Raw genomic sequence first — 16,938 nt, 5'->3', positions numbered from 1 at the left:
AAAACATAAAAGACCAAAGAAAATTTTTGGGCTGTTATTTCATGACTGTTCAAATCCTTGGTAAGTTTGCTAATCAAATCTATCTTAAGGGGAGAAATGAAATGGAAAAGACGGAAAACCCAATTTTGAAAGCGTATTCAAAAGAGAATTTACCGGAAATGTATCAGGTATTAGCTCCAAATGGAGAGATAATTGAATCAATTGATGGAAAAATTGATAAATCACTCATGCTTAAGATGTATGAAAGTATGCTATTGCTTAGGATGTTTGACCGTAAATCAGTTAATCTTCAGCGCCAAGGAAGAATGGGGACTTATGCACCCTTCGAGGGGCAGGAGGCATCCCAAATTGGCAGCGCTTTAGCATTATCGGCAGGGGATTGGATGTTTCCCACTTACCGTGATCATGCAGCGGCAATTATTCATGGACAGGAGATGTATCGTGTTTTTCTATACTGGATGGGGCACGTAGAGGGTTCAATCTGTCCGGAAGGAAAACGAACTATGCCTCCTTGTGTTCCTATTGCGACTCAAATGGTTCACGCGGTAGGTACGGCTTGGGCAAGTAAGCTTAAAGGAGAAGAGAATGTAAGCATTGCTTATTTTGGTGATGGTGCTACTTCTGAAGGGGATTTTCATGAGGCACTGAATTTTGCCGGTGTATATAAAACCCCAACAATCTTTTTCTGCCAAAATAATGGCTACGCTATCAGTGTGCCTTTTGAAAAGCAATCTGCTTCTAAGACTATATCTCAGCGTGCTGATGCGTATGATATCCATGGTGTTCGTGTAGATGGAAATGATATCTTTGCAGTTTGGCTGACTGTAAAGGAAGCAGTCGAAAGAGCGCTTAAAGGTGAAGGTCCTACTTTGATTGAAGCTATTACCTTTCGATATGGTGCCCATACTACTGCAGACAATCCAAACATATATCGTAATCAGGAGGATATTTCAACATTCTGGAGGGAAAATCGCGATCCGATTACACGTCTTAAAAAGTTGCTGATTAAAAAGGGATTCTGGAATGAGGAGCAGGAGGAAATGGTGTTAAAACAAATTAGCGAACAGATTGACACTCACCTCCAAAAAGCAGAAGAGTACCCTAAAGCCGATCCGCTCGATATGTTTAACCATGTTTATGCTGAAGAGTCATGGCACATAAATGAACAGCAGCAAGAATTGAAACAAGTCTTAAAGAGGGATGTGAAGAAGTAATGAGCCAACATTTAACTATGATTCAGGCTATTACAGAAGCAATGGACCAAAAGCTTGGTCAGGATGATCGCGTGATGATCTTAGGTCAGGATATTGGAGTAAACGGTGGAGTTTTCCGTTCAACGGAAGGCCTATTTGAGAAGTACGGAAAGGATCGAGTTGTAGATACACCATTAGCTGAGGCTGGAATCATTGGCTCTGCAATTGGTTTAGCTCTTAATGGAATGGTTCCCGTGGTAGAAATTCAATTTCTTGCATTTATTTATCCAGGATTCGAGCAGATTGTTTCCCATGCTGCCCGTATGAGGTACCGTACTCGGGGACAATTTGGGGTGCCCCTTGTTATCCGTACACCATATGGTGCTGGAATCAGAGGTCCTGAGCTTCACTCCGAAAGTGTCGAAACCTTCTTTGCCCACACTCCGGGTTTAAAGGTGGTTGCACCTAGTAATCCTTATGACGCAAAAGGACTACTCATTTCTGCCATCGAAGATCCTGATCCGGTAATCTTTTTGGAGCCGACTAAATTGTATCGAGCTTTTAAGGAAGAAGTTCCTAAAGAGATGTATCGAATACCAATTGGTCAAGCAAAAGTGGTTCAGGAGGGAAGCGACTTAACCATTTTTGCATGGGGAGCTATGTTAAGAGAAGCATTGAATGCCGCTAAAAAGATTGAAAATGAAAAAGGTTGGAAGTGTGAAGTAGTCGATCTTCGATCACTATACCCGTTAGATCGGGATACGATCGTAAAATCCATAAAAAAAACAGGTCGCGGATTAGTCGTTCATGAAGCTCATAAGTCATCCGGATTAGGTGCGGAGATTATCTCTATTATTAATGATGAAGCCCTTATTTACCTTAAAGCCCCTATTAAGCGTGTGACAGGATTTGATGTTCCAGTTCCGCAGTTTTCAGTAGAAGATCATTATCTACCTACTGTTGAACGTGTAAAACAAGGAATAATGGAAACGATTTCATTTTAATTAATGAATAAGGGAGAAGGAGGAACAAGCATGGTAGAATTTAAACTTCCTGATGTAGGTGAAGGGATGCATGAAGGAGAAATTATCAAGTGGCTCATTAAAGAAGGAGAATCAGTAACGCAGGACCAACCGATAGTAGAAGTACAAACGGATAAGGTCAATGCGGAATTGACTGCCCCAGCAACGGGCGTGGTCAAGAAAATACTCTTTACTGAAGGGGATATTGTAGAAGTAGGAACCACTATATTTACTATTCAAGAAGAGAACGATATTTCTGTTCCGGAAACATTTGTTATTGAAAAAGAGCCCCCGGTTATGCAACCTGCTGATGTAAAAGTAAATTCAGAGGATATAACAAGTAAACCACATCTTGAGGCAGCTCGTGTGTTGGCTACTCCATATGTACGTCAAATGGCTAGGGAAATGAAGGTTGATATCCAGCAGGTTAAAGGTTCTGGGCCTGCTGGACGAATAATAGAAAGTGATTTGCAACAGTTTATAGAAAATAATCAATTTAAACAGGCCAATGACAATAATAACAACGATAATAATATACTTCAAGATGCAGCTCCTATTGAAACTGTTCAGGAAAAAGTAATGGAAAAAGGGTTAGAAGAGCGGATTCTGCTTAAGGGTATTCGAAAAAAAATCGCTGAACATATGGTAAAGTCAGTTTCGACTATTCCACATGTAACCCATGTAGATGAATTAGAAATGGATAGAATAAAGGAATTAAAAGATCAATTAAAGACGTATTCAGACAACAAGGATATTAAATTGACTTTTTTACCATTCTTCGTTAAGGCTATTGTTATCGCACTAAAGGAGTTTAAAACATTAAATGCTTCAATTGATGAAAAGACAAATGAAATGGTATTGAAAAATTATTATCATATTGGGATTGCCACGAATACGAACGATGGTCTCATTGTTCCTGTTATTAAAAATGCAGATCAGAAAACAATTTTCCAGCTAGCTGATGAAATTAGACAAATGGCAATCCAAGCTCGAGAAGGGAAGTTGAGCTTAGAGCAGATTACTGGTAGTACATTTACCATTAGCAATGTTGGACCAATCGGTGGGTTGCATGCGACTCCAATCATTAACTATCCCGAAGCGGCAATTTTAGCGTTGCATAAAATGGAACCTCGCATGGTTGTTCGCGATTTGGAAGGTGTTATCCGCTTGATGATGAATATGTCGTTATCTTTCGATCATCGTTTAATTGATGGCGTAACAGCGGTACGTTTTACAAATCGGATTAAGGAACTACTGGAAAACCCAATTCTTTTAGTTGTGGAGATGAGATAAATGGTAGTAGGGGAAGTTGCTATAGAAACAGATGTTATCATTATAGGAGGAGGTCCGGGAGGATATGCTGCAGCTATTCGTCTCGGACAGTTAGGGAAATCAGTTGTTCTAATTGAAAAGGATAAGCTGGGTGGTGTTTGCCTCAATCGGGGATGCATACCTTCGAAGGCTCTAATACATACAGCTGATCAATTTCATAGGCTTAACGATTTTGAAAAAATGGGAATTCAACTACCTCAAGAGAAAACAGCAGTTGACTTAAATGTATGGCAGGATTGGAAAAAGGGCATCATTTCTCAGTTGAACCAAGGTATATCCCATTTATGTAAAGAAAATGGAGTAACGATGGTGAAAGGTCGAGCAACCTTTTTATCTGATGACCGCATCGGAGTAGAAACCGATGGTGATTTTGAAACCTATAAGTTTGAACATGCAATTATTGCGACAGGGTCTAGACCGTTTATTCCTTCGTTCCTTAATGTAGATGGAAGATATATTTTGGATTCGACAACATCGTTACAGCTAAAAGAAGTTCCACCTAGCTTGTCGATTATCGGCGGAGGCTATATCGGTATCGAAATGGGTATGGCTTTTGCAAAGTTAGGTACTCAAGTAACAATTATTGAGATGGCTAATCGTATTCTCCCTCAGGTTGCTGACAACTTGGTCAAGGAAGTAATCCGTAATGCTAAGAAGCTTGGGATAAATCTTAAAACATCTACAAGGGTAGAAAAAGCCATTGTGGAAGATGGACAAGTTCACCTTCATGTTTTTTCGGCAAAGCATGGGACAGAAGTGATTGTGAGCGAGAAGACCCTAGTAACAATTGGCAGGATTCCTAACACTCAAGAGATTGGCCTAAATCAGGCTGGCATTGCAGTAGACGAAAAAGACTATATAGCAGTAGACACGGAATGTCGTACTAATGTTCCACATATCTTTGCTATTGGTGACATCACACCTGGTCCAGCTCTTGCTCACCGAGCGTCTAAACAGGGAATAGTGGCAGCAGAAGTAATAGGAGGTTTGCCAAGTGCCATTGATTCCACTTTTGTTCCCTATGTAATCTTCTCAGATCCACAAATTGCAGGGGTGGGCTTCAGCCGTGAAGAAGCGGAACAACAGGGATATAGCGTTAAAACTGGAAAATTCCCATTCAGTGCCAACGGACGGGCGCTTGCAACGAATGAAACAGAGGGATTTGCAGAAGTGATCGTGGATGCTAAAAGCCACATTTTACTTGGAATGCATATGGTTGGCGCTGATGCATCTAACCTTATAGGTGAAGGAGTACTGGCCCTTGAATTGTCAGCTCGTGTAGAAGATATAGCTCTGAGCATGCATCCACATCCAACTTTGACTGAAGGTTGGATGGAAGCGGCGGAAGCAGTTTTGGGGCATGCAATCCACATTGTAAATAAGTAAGATAAATGGAGGAAATTAATTAATTAGGGGTTACTTATAACAATGTAATCCCTAATTAATAGTGTTCTAGTTAATAGATAAAAGATAGAGATAGAGATAGAGATAGAGTGAGTTTAATGAGCCCATCTTAACGTTAAAAGTAAATCTAGATCCGTATTAAGTTATTAGTTCAATGACCCTATTTCCATAATCAAACTGAAATACAGCATTTATCCAAGTGAAAATTATCAGCCTGAAGCTATCCTTCTTGTAATATTTACGGTAAACTTTAGCTTGCCGTCTTTTCATGTTTCCACTCCTTTGTCATAACGGTTGATAAGTATTAAACTTATCAAGTCGCCTTTCAATAGATGAAACAGAGTGATTAATTTTTTATTCAGAAAATTAACAGAATAAAGGAGGAATAAGTAATGGAATCAAATAATGGGTCTCTACAAAAGAAGTTGTTGCCGCGACATATTAGCATGATGGCAATGGGAGGAGCAATAGGTACTGGGATTTTTAAAGGAAGTTCTGAAACTATATCGTTAGCAGGACCAGGAGTTATCCTTACTTATATTTTTGCAGGATTATTACTTCTTGTGGTCATGGGAGCTATAGCAGAAATGGCAATCGTCTATCCAAATACAAATATGAAGGGTTTTGTTCAGAAAGCGTTTGGTAAACGTAGTTCCTTCATTATAGGCTGGATGTATTGTTTCATGTGGCTGTCCGTATGTGTTATTGAGGTAGTAGTGGCAGGAAGTTTCTTGCAATACTGGCTTCCATCTATTCCACTTTGGATATTAAGTTTAGGCTGTGCTGCCCTAATCATTGGAATTAACATGATGAATGTTAAAAATTATGGAGAATTTGAATTTTGGTTTGCTGGAATTAAAATTACAATGATTATAGTATTTATTCTCTTAGGAGCTAGTATTTTATTTGGAATTATCCCAAGCGGCGGAACTAATTATCTACAAAACTTTACAGAGCACGGTGGTTTTTTTCCTAATGGCTGGATGTCAATATTTTCAGCTTTGCTAATTGTTATGTTTTCTTACGGCGGTTCAGAATTAATAGGAGTAACAGTAACAGAAACAAAGGATGCAGAACGTATTTTACCTAAGGTTATAAAAAGCTATATTTGGAGAGTTATATTATTTTTCACCTTACCGATACTTGTAATATGCGGTTTAATTCCTTGGAACGAAATTAGCGACCAGTCAAGTCCGTTTGTACAGGTATTGTCAATGTCAGGCTTTCAGGGATCTGCCCACATAATGAACTTTATTTTAATTACAGCTGTCTTATCTGCAGCTAACTCTGGAATATATGGTTGTACACGGATGTTGCATTCTTTAGCTGCAGAGGGGGAAGCTCCAAAGTCTTTCTCTTATGTATCGAAAAATGGTGTTCCATTATATAGTTTACTACTAAGTGCCGTTGTTTTAATCGCGGGCTCCATGATTACCTACGTTGCACAGGACAAAGCATTTACCTTATTAATGGCGTTTCCGGGTTTTGTGGTATCACTTGTATGGATCAGTATTTGTTTAGCGCAGCTAAAACTTCGCAATTCATATCCTAAAGCTCCGAGCTTTAAATTGTGGGGCTTCCCGTACGTAACATTGTTTACAGTAATTACATTAAGCATCATTTGTGTCATGTTTGTGTTTAGTGAACAGAATCGGGTCAGTATCATTGCTTGTCTTATTGTATTGGTAGGATTAATCGCGATTTCAATCGTTAAATTTAAAAGTGTGGATGAACAGGAAGCAATTATAAAGGAAAAGAGAATGGTTAAATAAATCCACGTAAAAGATACGACATGGGCAAAGGGCGTCTATGTCGTATCTTTTATGCTTATCAATCCTTGATTATTTTGCAACTATATTTCGATCTGTCATGTACTAAGCGTTTTATTGATTACATTTTGTAAGGATTTTATGAACCTCTCATTTTCAAGTGGAGTACCGATGGTCACGCGGATAGTATTTTCATAGCCAAGTAAATGACCAGATCGGATGATGACCCCTTGTTTTAATAGCTCCTCAAAGACGTACCTGCCAGGATGATTTAGTTTGACCATTATAAAGTTGGCATGAGAAGGAAAGAATGTTAAACCCATCTCGCTTAGTTCGTTTTCTAAATATCTTCTTCCTTCCTCATTCTTACGAGTACATTGTGCTACAAATGCAGGGTCGTCCAGAGAAGCGAAGGCTGCTGCCTGTGCTAAGCGATTGGTATTAAATGGTTCTTTCACTTTAATTAGCTCTTGTACGATGGAAACGTCCATTAAACCGTATCCGATCCTTAATGCAGCCAATCCATATATCTTTGAAAAAGTACGTAAAATGACTAGATTTGAATGGGTATTTAGAAGTGGCAAGGTTTCTAAAAAGTCTTCATCCTCAACATATTCATAGTATGCTTCATCAACGATTAGTATAATATGTTTCGGCACCTTCTCGATAAAAGATCTTAACTTTTCTTTTTGAACGATCGTTCCTGTTGGATTATTGGGATTACAAACAAAAATCATTCTTGTTTTTTCAGTAATGGCCTCATACATACCCTGTAGGTCATGTACGCCATTAATAAGAGGTATCTTTACAGGTGTGCCACCGTCAATCAATACATTCGTTTCATATCGTGGAAATGTAACGTCAGCCATAATGACTTCATCATTATGTTGAATGTAGGTTCGTGTTAACAAACGTATAACTTCATCAGATCCATTACCTAAGATAATATTATCTTGTTTGATATTTAATTTCCTTGCTAACTTTTCAGCTAATGACGGTGCCATTCCTTCAGGATAAAATGAGGTTTGCTCCATTTCGATAAGCATGGACTCTTTTGCTAGAGGTGAGCAACCATATGGATTCTCATTGGATGCCAATTTAACGATACTTTCAAGTCCTAGTTCGCGTTGTACTTCTTCAATTGGTTTACCGGAAACATATGCGCTTAGGTTTTCAATGTTTTTTCGAACAGGAATTTTTGTGAAAGTCAATGCAAGTTCCTCCCTTTGATAAATTCTGAATTTTCTTTTTCTATTAATGATTTTAATGATAGAATAATAACTGTTAAATTTACATACAAAAAAGAATGTATTTTCTGCTTTCCATACACCATTTTAAAGAAATATAAGCTTATATTCCTTCATTATGAAAGGCGGTTGCTTCATGGATGAAATAGATGTCAGTTTACTAGAACTTTTACAATTAAATGGTCGTATCACGATTAGTGAATTATCAAAGAAATTGGCTCTTAGTCGACCTAGTATTTCTGAACGTATGTATCGCTTACAAGAAAAGGGGATTATAGAAGGGTTTAGTGCCAGAGTTTCACCACCGGCAATAGGAAGAGGAGTACTTGTGTTTATTCAAGTAAGTGAACTTAAAGTTTCTGTTCCTGATTTTGAGCAATTAGTCAAAGATGATTTAGACATTATTGAGTGTCATCGCGTAACAGGAACAGTAGGATATTTTTTAAAAGCCGCTTTAGCTGATATGGACAGCATGAGAATTCTTATAGATCGATTAATACCCTATGGACATTTAAATACTTCTATAGTTTTAACATCCCCAGTACCTTCTCGCTCCATTCTTCCAAAGATTAATCAGTTAGAAGATCAAGGTGCAAAATTCTAGATTGAATATAATCTTCAAAGCTATTAGATACTAAAACTATTTCAGGTCAAACAGTACTTATATTAAATGGTCCAGTTGAACAGTTGAACATACTGATGGTTGAGAACAATAACGTTTTGGAATTCAACTGTTTAGTATGAATCTTTTACAGAAAGGAACAAGGCAAATGCCTGTTCCTTTTTAACATTATTTTAAATCCATCAAAGCCCCGAAATATTGCTGTGCAGTTGTAAAACAAATGAAAGCTAATAGTTCCGATATCTCTTCATCGCTTAATGTTTCCTTTAACACATCAATGAATGTTTGCTCCGTTTTCTCGCGTTTTAGGAGAAATACCTCTGCAAAAGCTACTGCATAGCTTTCTTTAATATCGTCTGGTTTCAATGGACGACCTTTTGCTTGACAGTATGCACATCCGTTACCATATGCAAGAACCCTTCTGACATTTTCCTTTAATTCCTTTGAAAGTTTCCCGTCTGTAGATATACACTCTGAAAGGTCCGACCATTTAAGTAAAATATCCTCCGAATGAAATAGTCGTTGAAACGGACTGGACCCAATAGCTGAATGTTTAATTCTTGTCATGAACATCTCCCCTTTGAGATAATCTTATAATAAAAATCCAGGTAAATTAATTGCATTTGTAAAGTATTTAAGAGTAATAATATATAGATGAAAGAAAAAGAAAGGGAATACTAATTATATGAAAATTGATAAAAAAGACCGTAGCATTCTTGATGAATTAACGATAAATAGTCGGGTTTCTATGAGGGAACTGGCAAAGAAAGTGAATTTATCTGCCCCTACTGTTACAGAACGGGTTCGGCAGATGGAGTCTTACGGAATTATAAAAGGGTATGTTGCCGAGATTGAACATAAAAAGATTGGTTTTCCGATTGAATGTATCGTAGAAGCTACAGTGAAAAATGGGGAGTATGACCGATTCAAGAGCTATATTGCCAAACTTCCGAATGTTGATTTTTGTTTTCGAATTGCCGGACAGGCTTGTTATATGTTGAAAATACATAGTGAAAGTCTCCCAAAAGTGGAAGAGTTCATCAATCAGATAATCCCTTATGCTACAACAGTGACACATGTGATTCTTTCCGAGGTAGAGCGGACTCAGTAATAAGAATATTTTTATCGTTAACGAATTCATTCACTTAAACGACATATAAGTATAAATGTTATGGCTAAGAGAGTGGAGTGAGTCCGTACCACAGTTTAAGTGAGAGACACATAACAATAATCAAGCCAATTAATTTGAAGCATTATACGGTTTTTCTTATGCAACTATAGGGGCAGGATAGTTTAAGAAGGAATCCAATTAAGTTTCGTTGAATTAAATACCAATCATATTAACATACCGAGGTGTAACTGGTGGGCAGGAACAAATATGAAGGCAGTTGGATAGAATCAAATTTTATTGAAATTGATTGGATGTTAAGTAAGGAAAACTTAGTTAAACTGTTAAAGAGTGTCGTAAATCGAACAGGTCAATTTACTCATCAACAAATTTGTAATTGGTGTGATAAACATTATACAGATGAGACTGAACTAGATGACGAAAAGTTATACGACGTATTAGAGGATATTTCTGCACAGTGGGATTTATATTTAACAAACACTTACTCACTAAAAGAACTACAACATATGGATTTTTCTAAAGTAAAACTTCCCATCGAATGGTTTGAGAGGTGGTTAGGGGAATTATCTTAACAGATTTTTAATTGGAAGTTTGTGAAGAGTTGTACTTAAAGTAACGGGTGCTTTACTTCAATAAGGAAGGTTGCTTCGGCAGCCTTTTTCTTATTGAACTAAAGGGGCAGAATAGTTGAACAATAATTAATATAAAAGAAATTCTGTCTAGAGGAATACTCTTTAACTGATGCGAATCTATTGTAAGGTAAGCAATAATAAATTCAATCTAGGATTAAATTGGAGGGAATAGAAAATGGATGTAAAGACACTTTTGTTACAACAATGGGCAAGCTGCTTAGATGAAGAAGACTGGTTTCCACCACTTGAAAAAGTGCTAGAGGACATCACTTTTGAACAGGCAATTTGGAAACCAGCTGATGGGGCAATGAATTCCATTTGGGAATTAGTTTGTCATTTACTTTTCTTTGAAAAGAGATATCTGATGCGATTTCTTGGTGAAACAGCGAATGAACCACAGGCAGAAAATAATGACTCTACATTTCGATTACCAACTGAGACGTTAGAAAATTGGAAGGAAACAAAACAAGAATACTTTTATGTTCATCGTGAACTTGGAAAAATACTAGCAAAATCAGAACATGAAGATTTGTATAGACAGATTCCAGGAGATAATTCATTAGTGCTTGAACTGAAGAGTTTAGCAATGCACGACGCATATCATATTGGGCAAATTGTATTCCTTAGTAAAATGCAAGGTGCTTGGGCAGCGAAACGCAGCTTTTAAAAAAGCCTCATTAGCTTTACAGTTATTCCATTATGGGGGCTTTAATGGAATAAGAACGGGAACGTCCAAATCGGACGTTCCCATATTTTATACCTGAAAAACAACAATACTATTTAACAAAGCCTAAGATAAAAAAAGTTTGTGAAGATTTTCACTTAAACTAACAGGTGCGTTAGTTCTATAAGGGGTCCCGCCAACATTTTAACGAAAATATACGCTAAGCCTCCAACGATTACCGGCTTGGCGTTTTTTATTACTCTAAGGGGTCTGCCACATGCCCATCAAGCTAAGGGCAAATCATTACCCCAAAAGAGAAAAAAACGCTATCCTTTCTGTAATATCATCTTACATATGAATTATTTTTAATTAAATTTAAGAAACTTTCATTTTATTTATAAATGGTTTAATCCTATAATTAGGAATAAGAATATAAGTTTATTTTCAAAAATTACAGTCGTAAGTTGGAGGAGATTTCATGACGGATTTCGCTATACGCCTTGCCACCCCCGAGAACCGCAAAGAGATTTTCAACGTTCACCGTCATTCAGTCCGCAACCTCTGCTCAGAGCAATACACGGAAGAGCAGATCAACATGTGGCTGGATGGGAGGGACCCGGACATGTACCTCCCTGCGATAGAACGCGGGGAGCTTTGGGTCGCAGTGTCGGACAGGACAATCCTTGGTTTCGTCGAAGTGGAGGGTAACGAGGTAACCAAACTCTTTGTCTCCGGAGCGGCAGCGGGTTCAGGAGTCGGTAAAGCCTTGATGGTGAAGGTCATCGGGCACATTCGAAAGAATGGGAAGACACGGATCTACTTAGAAGCCACAACCACGGCACGGGATTTCTATCGCAAATTGGGCTTTGTTGAGACGGGAACAGGCACTTTCTCGCAAGGCGGAGCGGCGGTTTCGTTGGAAATCGTCAAGATGGAACTGGTCTGAATCCGGTGCCGGGCCGACGGTGCAACGAGAATTGCACTCACCAATGACAGTATAAGTAGAAAACCACCAATAGGGTCGCTCTTTAGTAGAATAGCCTCTCGGCATTCGCCGAGGCAGGTGGGGCAAGGATTTCCCTGCACCACCAAAATTGTAATCCTCCCACTTTCGTAGGGGGATTTTTTATTCTACCGCCACCCGAACTGGAAAAAGATTGACTTAGGGCTAGTGATAGCAATAATAGGGGTCCAGACAGCATTTTGGCAAAATTGTACTTTAAGGATATAAATGTTGATATAAAAGGGGTGTTCCATTAACGTTCGTTTATGGTACTGATGCATTTAAACTCAATCCAGGCTAAATATTAGTACCAAAAGGTGTTCCAAAATCAAAGTATCAGTTACACCCTTTATGAAACTATCTTAACGTACGTAAATCACCTATTTTCCACTTTGAAAATTTCTTAGCGTACAAAATTTCCAAAATGTTGGCGGTACCCCTAATAGGGGGTAGCATCAGGAAAATGCGTATTTACAACGATAAGCATTCTGATACAAGTCATATGGACATTATGAACTCTATTTTGTAGGTTTAAGGCAACTTTTTCTTATTGAACTATCGGGGCAGGTTAGCTCAAGAAGGACAAGATAAAGAAGAATAACTTTTGCTATACAGAAAATGAAAAATAGAATACATTTATTCGTATGGTAAATTTCTTGATGAATAATTAATAGGAGGAGATTAATTGGAAATTAGCTTTCCCCATGCTAAATTAAATTCTTTGCCGAATATAAACTTATCTCTGAATGAAATTACGGAAATCAACCTTTTCGATAATAATTTTAGAGGGATTCCAGAAGAAATATATATAATGAACAATTTAAAAGTGTTAAATATCTCTGCTAATGAGCTTGAAAAAATCTCTGCTAATATAAAAAATTTGAATGAACTTAGAATGATGGACTTAGGACATAATCAGATTGAAATAATTCCATCAGATATAGAATACCTTGTGAATTTGGAGGATTATTTATATCTTCACAATAATAAACTCCAAACAGTCCCCCCGAAATTAAAAGCCTTAAAAAATTAAAATATTTAAATCTAAGCGATAATAAATTGAGTGAATTACCAAGAGAAATTGGTGAATTAACCAACCTGATAGAGTTACGCTTAATGAATAACAAACTTAATAAGATACCTAAGAGCTTTAGCATGTTAAACAATATTAGAGAGCTGCATTTTAAAAATAATCAACTCACTACTCTCCCAGAAATATTTGAAAATTTGACGTTATTACGGGTTTTGGATTTGGAAGAAAATCAATTAAAACAAGTCCCGAATTCACTCAATCAATGTGAAAAGTTAAGACGATTGAATTTGAGAAATAATCAATTGACAACGTTACCCTATGGAATCGGAAAGCTAGTAAATTTATTAGAATTAGATTTAAGGGGTAATCAATTGATTGAATTGCCGGATTCTTTAATGGAAATTGAGGGATTAGAACGTTTAGATTTAAGATGGAATCCTAACTTGAAAATACCGAAATGGTTAGAAAAAGTAGAAGAAAAAGGTTGTATAGTTTATTTATAAGCTAGCTTTCAATAACATATTCAACTCATTGATAATAAATTATGAGGAGTCGGATTGTGGTTGTTACTAACGGGTGCTTTACTTCAATAAGGGAGTTGCTTTGGCAGCTCTTTTTCTTATGGGGCTAAAAGGGCAGGTTAGCTGAAGAAGGTATTAACTGTTTCGATATATAATAATGTATTTAAGTATCTAAATGATAAGGAGAGTTTTACATGGAATTTTTACCGATTGAAGTAGAAAAGCATCGTAAATATGTCATTCCTTTTCGCAGAGATTCCTTTATTGTTAGTTTTGGAACAGATAAAGACTTCGGAACCGAGGAGGATTACCTTACCTGGCTCGAAAATCAAATTGCAAAATATTCAGAAGGTTTTGTAATAGTAGTAGAAAACGGCATACCAATTGGTCAACTGGAGCTTACAATACGGCAGTACGAAGGGAAGGAGATTGGTTATGTAAATCTATATTACCTAATTCCTGAAAAACGTGGGGCTAGTTTAGGTAGGAATTTACATGAGTATGCTTTAAAGTTTTTTCAAAACAAGGGAGTAACTGAGTATCATCTTCGTGTTTCACCAAATAATCTTCAAGCAGTATCGTTTTATCATAAAAATGGATTAAATGTGCTGAAATCCGAATTAGATGGAAAAGTAGTTAGAATGAAAGGGATAGTAGCATTATTAAGTTAACGTGTTTTTACTTAACCCAAGAGCTGATGAACAGCTCCTTTTCTTATTATTGAACTATCGGGGCAGGTTAGTTGAATAAGATATTTATGGACTTAAAACAAATTGAAATAACTGTATTAAGTTTAAAGAAAGTATATAATGTAACAATATTGTATAGAAAGTGAGTGATTTAATATGATAGTCAGCTCTTTACCTACATCTAATAAACTTGAGGTGCGGAAGTTTTAATACTTCAATTAAAATTCTTCCGCATATAATATCGGAGGAAATGAAATGTTTAGTTATTATGGTGCATTAAGTACGGAAGTGTATGATTTTACCAAACCAGTGGGGTATTCAATCGACGGTGATATTGAATATTATCTTGAAAGATTAAAAGGGACTAAAGGGAAGATACTTGAAGCTGCTGTCGGATCAGGCCGATTCTTAATTCCCTTACTTGAAAATGGATTTATTGTTGATGGCATTGACTATTCAACTGAAATGTTAGATTCTTGTCGAAAACGATGCAGAGAAAGAGACTTAAATCCGAAGCTATATGAAGGTAACTTATGTAGTTTTTCTTTGGAATCAAAATATGAAGCTGTCGTTATACCTACAGGCTCCTTTTGCTTGATTGAAAATTTAATGGATGCAAAAGATGCTCTGAAATGCTTTTATAATCATCTAATGCCAGGAGGACGTGTAATAGTTGATTTGGAATTACCAAGCAATTGGCGTACAGGAGAAATTACTACTGCAACCTTTCCTCTTTCTAACGAAGAAGGCATTTCATTAGAAAGCAAGTCAATTGAAATCAACTGGGTTGACCAATATACTTTATCTTATTTAAAATACGAGAAATGGAGAAAAGGTAAGCTGGTAGACACAGAATTACAGAAGTTTGCAATGAGATGGTACGGAATCGAAGAATTCAAACTTATATTAGAAAGCGTTGGTTTTTCTGATATTACTTGTTCTGCTGATTATACTTACAAAAAGCAACCATCAAAAGATAGCCAACTCATTACATTTGAAGCTGTACGAAAATAATATAATCGCACATTTATGAAACTGGATGTTTGCAAAATAACTGAGCGTTATTTTTCGCTCAGTTCTTTTATTTTATATAAAAAACATTTTTAACTAAACCTGCTAATAGTTTGTGAATAATTACACTTAAACTAACGGGTGCGTTAGCTGAAGATCGGAGCTGTCTTTAAGGCTGACTTTTTCTTTATTCGAAGAAGGATTTCCACTTGCTCACGAACAAATATTAGAAAAAGCATTTAAAGGTGATACTGAAGAATTAATATAAGGATCTTACATATAGTAAAATGTGGCATTGCATAAAGTGCAACGTTTATAAGATATCCCTAAGAAAATATTTATGATGTTGAATTGAACCATCAGGTGATACTGGAATTTTAGAGGACATTAAAAGTTAACATCAAATTCCTAGAGAAAACAAATTAATGCTATTGTATATCTGCTTTTTGTCGCTTGGTGCACGTATTTCGTAGTGGCACCGCCCAACTTTTCTCGAATTTTTAATTCTTTAGGTTCTTACTGTGGCGTAATAAATGAGCTACCATTCTTTGCACTTTTCTGGTTGACTGGTTCAACTTCGTTAGCCTTTATTGAAGGCGACGTTCATTCTCCGGTTGGGTGGATGGCTTTTGGAATAACAATTTTGGCAGTGGGAGCACTCTTAGTGATTATCCATCGGGGATTACAAACTTCTCCTGTAGTCAGTCAAGCCATGGATGATAGTCTGGAGAAAAAGTGGCGTACTACTATTAATCCTAAGATTGAGCGCCGATTACACAAGAAATTTAGTTCCACAGCTTTACTCGGTCCATTCTTTAAAAGACGATACGATATAGAGAGGATTGCAAACATCAACTACGGTAATGCAGGTATGAGAAATAAACTAGATGTTTATCGCCATCGTTCTCATCCGACGGACTGCCCCACGTTGGTGCATTTGCACGGTGGAGGATTTGTAGGCGGTAAAAAGAACAGCCAATCTCTCCCTCTTATTTACCAGCTCGCGAGCAAGGGGTGGGTGTGCATCAGTGCGAACTACCGCTTAAGTCCTGACGTAAAATTTCCCGACCACTTGATTGACATTAAGAAAGTGATTGCTTGGGTACGCGAGCACGGGTCCGAGTACGGAGCTGACCCTACGACGATATTTTTAGCTGGTAATTCGGCTGGGGCTCATTTGACTGCTATGGCTGCACTAACTCCAAATTCCCCTACATTCCAGCCGGGTTTTGAGTGTGTGGACACGTCGGTAATTGCCGCCATTTGTCTATACGGCTATTACGGTTATATCGATACAAAACCTGGATTATTCTCATCTCCTATGGCTTACAGTGGAAAAGAAGCACCGCCATTCTTCGTGGCGCATGGTGATCAGGACAGGTTAGTGCCCGTGGAAAATGCCCGACGCTTCGCGGAGCACCTGCGTGATTCCTCATCTAATCCGGTTGTTTATGTCGAACTTCCTGGTGCTGAGCACAATTTTGATTTGTATCACTCCATACGTACCGAAGCAGTCGTGCATGGCATTGAAGCCTTTACCGCTTGGGTTCGGGCCGATAACAAACATAATTCAAATAAAATCTTTTAGGAGTCTGATCACCTATTAGAGACAAGACCAGACTAATAGTGGTTGTTGCAGGGAACGCCTAAGTGTTTTGTTTTCACAA

The 16,938-nt window shown here is 37.4% G+C and carries 17 protein-coding genes; 15 read left to right on the top strand and 2 right to left on the bottom strand.

Translation table 11 applies throughout. From position 1 onward, the window contains the following. Window positions 1-101: 101 nt before the first annotated feature. The 5 genes from pdhA to JFU24_RS10510 all read left to right on the top strand — a co-directional run bounded on the left by pdhA (window position 102) and on the right by JFU24_RS10510 (window position 6,723). Window positions 102-1,214 (top strand): pyruvate dehydrogenase (acetyl-transferring) E1 component subunit alpha, encoded by a 1,113-nt coding sequence (pdhA, locus tag JFU24_RS10530; protein WP_201221816.1) that lies wholly within the window; start codon window positions 102-104, stop codon window positions 1,212-1,214. Beyond that, on the top strand, window positions 1,214-2,197 hold the full coding sequence (locus tag JFU24_RS10525) for an alpha-ketoacid dehydrogenase subunit beta (RefSeq protein ID WP_201249930.1): 984 nt from the start codon (window positions 1,214-1,216) through the stop codon (window positions 2,195-2,197). The genes pdhA and JFU24_RS10525 overlap by 1 nt, the downstream gene beginning before the upstream one ends. A 30-nt stretch (window positions 2,198-2,227) precedes the next feature. Then, window positions 2,228-3,508: a dihydrolipoamide acetyltransferase family protein gene (locus JFU24_RS10520; RefSeq protein WP_201221814.1), complete on the top strand. Its 1,281-nt coding sequence runs from the start codon at window positions 2,228-2,230 to the stop codon at window positions 3,506-3,508. Next, complete coding sequence (gene lpdA / locus JFU24_RS10515) at window positions 3,509-4,933, top strand: dihydrolipoyl dehydrogenase (protein ID WP_201249929.1); 1,425 nt, start codon at window positions 3,509-3,511, stop codon at window positions 4,931-4,933. Between the two features lie 410 nt (window positions 4,934-5,343). After that, complete coding sequence (locus JFU24_RS10510; RefSeq protein WP_201249928.1) at window positions 5,344-6,723, top strand: amino acid permease; 1,380 nt, start codon at window positions 5,344-5,346, stop codon at window positions 6,721-6,723. Window positions 6,724-6,818: 95 nt separating this feature from the next. Here JFU24_RS10510 and hisC read toward each other — a convergent pair whose 3' ends face one another. After that, on the bottom strand, window positions 6,819-7,931 hold the full coding sequence (gene hisC / locus JFU24_RS10505) for a histidinol-phosphate transaminase (protein ID WP_201249927.1): 1,113 nt from the start codon (window positions 7,929-7,931) through the stop codon (window positions 6,819-6,821). 172 nt (window positions 7,932-8,103) lie between these two features. Between hisC and JFU24_RS10500 the strand changes: the two genes are divergently transcribed. Next, window positions 8,104-8,571: an Lrp/AsnC family transcriptional regulator gene (locus tag JFU24_RS10500; protein WP_053344840.1), complete on the top strand. Its 468-nt coding sequence runs from the start codon at window positions 8,104-8,106 to the stop codon at window positions 8,569-8,571. Between the two features lie 186 nt (window positions 8,572-8,757). Here the strand turns inward: JFU24_RS10500 and JFU24_RS10495 are convergent, their stop codons facing one another. After that, the gene (locus tag JFU24_RS10495) at window positions 8,758-9,156 is read right to left on the bottom strand and encodes a carboxymuconolactone decarboxylase family protein (RefSeq protein WP_201249926.1); all 399 of its coding nucleotides are present in this window, start codon (window positions 9,154-9,156) and stop codon (window positions 8,758-8,760) included. 118 nt (window positions 9,157-9,274) lie between these two features. Between JFU24_RS10495 and JFU24_RS10490 the strand changes: the two genes are divergently transcribed. The 9 genes from JFU24_RS10490 to JFU24_RS10455 all read left to right on the top strand — a co-directional run bounded on the left by JFU24_RS10490 (window position 9,275) and on the right by JFU24_RS10455 (window position 16,859). Continuing rightward, on the top strand, window positions 9,275-9,700 hold the full coding sequence (locus tag JFU24_RS10490) for an Lrp/AsnC family transcriptional regulator (RefSeq protein ID WP_201249925.1): 426 nt from the start codon (window positions 9,275-9,277) through the stop codon (window positions 9,698-9,700). 251 nt (window positions 9,701-9,951) lie between these two features. After that, window positions 9,952-10,290, top strand: a complete 339-nt coding sequence (locus JFU24_RS29790) for a hypothetical protein (RefSeq protein ID WP_207196277.1) — start codon at window positions 9,952-9,954, stop codon at window positions 10,288-10,290. 235 nt (window positions 10,291-10,525) lie between these two features. Then, window positions 10,526-11,017: a DinB family protein gene (locus tag JFU24_RS10480; RefSeq protein WP_098372726.1), complete on the top strand. Its 492-nt coding sequence runs from the start codon at window positions 10,526-10,528 to the stop codon at window positions 11,015-11,017. A 475-nt stretch (window positions 11,018-11,492) separates the two neighbouring features. Then, window positions 11,493-11,960, top strand: a complete 468-nt coding sequence (locus tag JFU24_RS10475; protein ID WP_201182107.1) for a GNAT family N-acetyltransferase — start codon at window positions 11,493-11,495, stop codon at window positions 11,958-11,960. Between the two features lie 742 nt (window positions 11,961-12,702). Beyond that, entirely contained in the window at window positions 12,703-13,050 is a 348-nt protein-coding gene (locus JFU24_RS30220) for a hypothetical protein (RefSeq protein WP_242485318.1), read from the top strand. Continuing rightward, window positions 13,029-13,553: a leucine-rich repeat domain-containing protein gene (locus JFU24_RS10470; protein ID WP_342214742.1), complete on the top strand. Its 525-nt coding sequence runs from the start codon at window positions 13,029-13,031 to the stop codon at window positions 13,551-13,553. Before JFU24_RS30220 ends, JFU24_RS10470 begins: the two co-directional genes overlap by 22 nt. Window positions 13,554-13,765: 212 nt before the next feature. Then, entirely contained in the window at window positions 13,766-14,242 is a 477-nt protein-coding gene (locus tag JFU24_RS10465) for a GNAT family N-acetyltransferase (protein WP_201182103.1), read from the top strand. Window positions 14,243-14,515: 273 nt separating this feature from the next. Beyond that, window positions 14,516-15,274, top strand: coding sequence for a class I SAM-dependent methyltransferase (locus tag JFU24_RS10460; protein ID WP_201221801.1), 759 nt, complete (start codon window positions 14,516-14,518; stop codon window positions 15,272-15,274). Between the two features lie 619 nt (window positions 15,275-15,893). Further along, the gene (locus tag JFU24_RS10455) at window positions 15,894-16,859 is read left to right on the top strand and encodes an alpha/beta hydrolase (protein WP_201221799.1); all 966 of its coding nucleotides are present in this window, start codon (window positions 15,894-15,896) and stop codon (window positions 16,857-16,859) included. Window positions 16,860-16,938: the final 79 nt, after the last annotated feature.

The organism is Peribacillus sp. TH27, assembly GCF_016650915.1.
Taxonomy (GTDB): domain Bacteria; phylum Bacillota; class Bacilli; order Bacillales; family DSM-1321; genus Peribacillus; species Peribacillus butanolivorans.
Note: the sequence above shows the minus strand (reverse complement) of the source record. Positions and strands in the feature narration are given on the sequence as shown.

Coding starts and splice junctions, on each gene's coding strand:
- pdhA (WP_201221816.1), top strand. CDS start 102: ATGGAAAAGACGGAAAACCCAATTTTGAAAGCGTATTCAAAAGAGAAT.
- JFU24_RS10525 (WP_201249930.1), top strand. CDS start 1,214: ATGAGCCAACATTTAACTATGATTCAGGCTATTACAGAAGCAATGGAC.
- JFU24_RS10520 (WP_201221814.1), top strand. CDS start 2,228: ATGGTAGAATTTAAACTTCCTGATGTAGGTGAAGGGATGCATGAAGGA.
- lpdA (WP_201249929.1), top strand. CDS start 3,509: ATGGTAGTAGGGGAAGTTGCTATAGAAACAGATGTTATCATTATAGGA.
- JFU24_RS10510 (WP_201249928.1), top strand. CDS start 5,344: ATGGAATCAAATAATGGGTCTCTACAAAAGAAGTTGTTGCCGCGACAT.
- JFU24_RS10500 (WP_053344840.1), top strand. CDS start 8,104: ATGGATGAAATAGATGTCAGTTTACTAGAACTTTTACAATTAAATGGT.
- JFU24_RS10495 (WP_201249926.1), bottom strand. CDS start 9,156: ATGACAAGAATTAAACATTCAGCTATTGGGTCCAGTCCGTTTCAACGA.
- JFU24_RS10490 (WP_201249925.1), top strand. CDS start 9,275: ATGAAAATTGATAAAAAAGACCGTAGCATTCTTGATGAATTAACGATA.
- JFU24_RS10480 (WP_098372726.1), top strand. CDS start 10,526: ATGGATGTAAAGACACTTTTGTTACAACAATGGGCAAGCTGCTTAGAT.
- JFU24_RS10475 (WP_201182107.1), top strand. CDS start 11,493: ATGACGGATTTCGCTATACGCCTTGCCACCCCCGAGAACCGCAAAGAG.
- JFU24_RS10465 (WP_201182103.1), top strand. CDS start 13,766: ATGGAATTTTTACCGATTGAAGTAGAAAAGCATCGTAAATATGTCATT.
- JFU24_RS10460 (WP_201221801.1), top strand. CDS start 14,516: ATGTTTAGTTATTATGGTGCATTAAGTACGGAAGTGTATGATTTTACC.
- JFU24_RS10455 (WP_201221799.1), top strand. CDS start 15,894: ATGGCTTTTGGAATAACAATTTTGGCAGTGGGAGCACTCTTAGTGATT.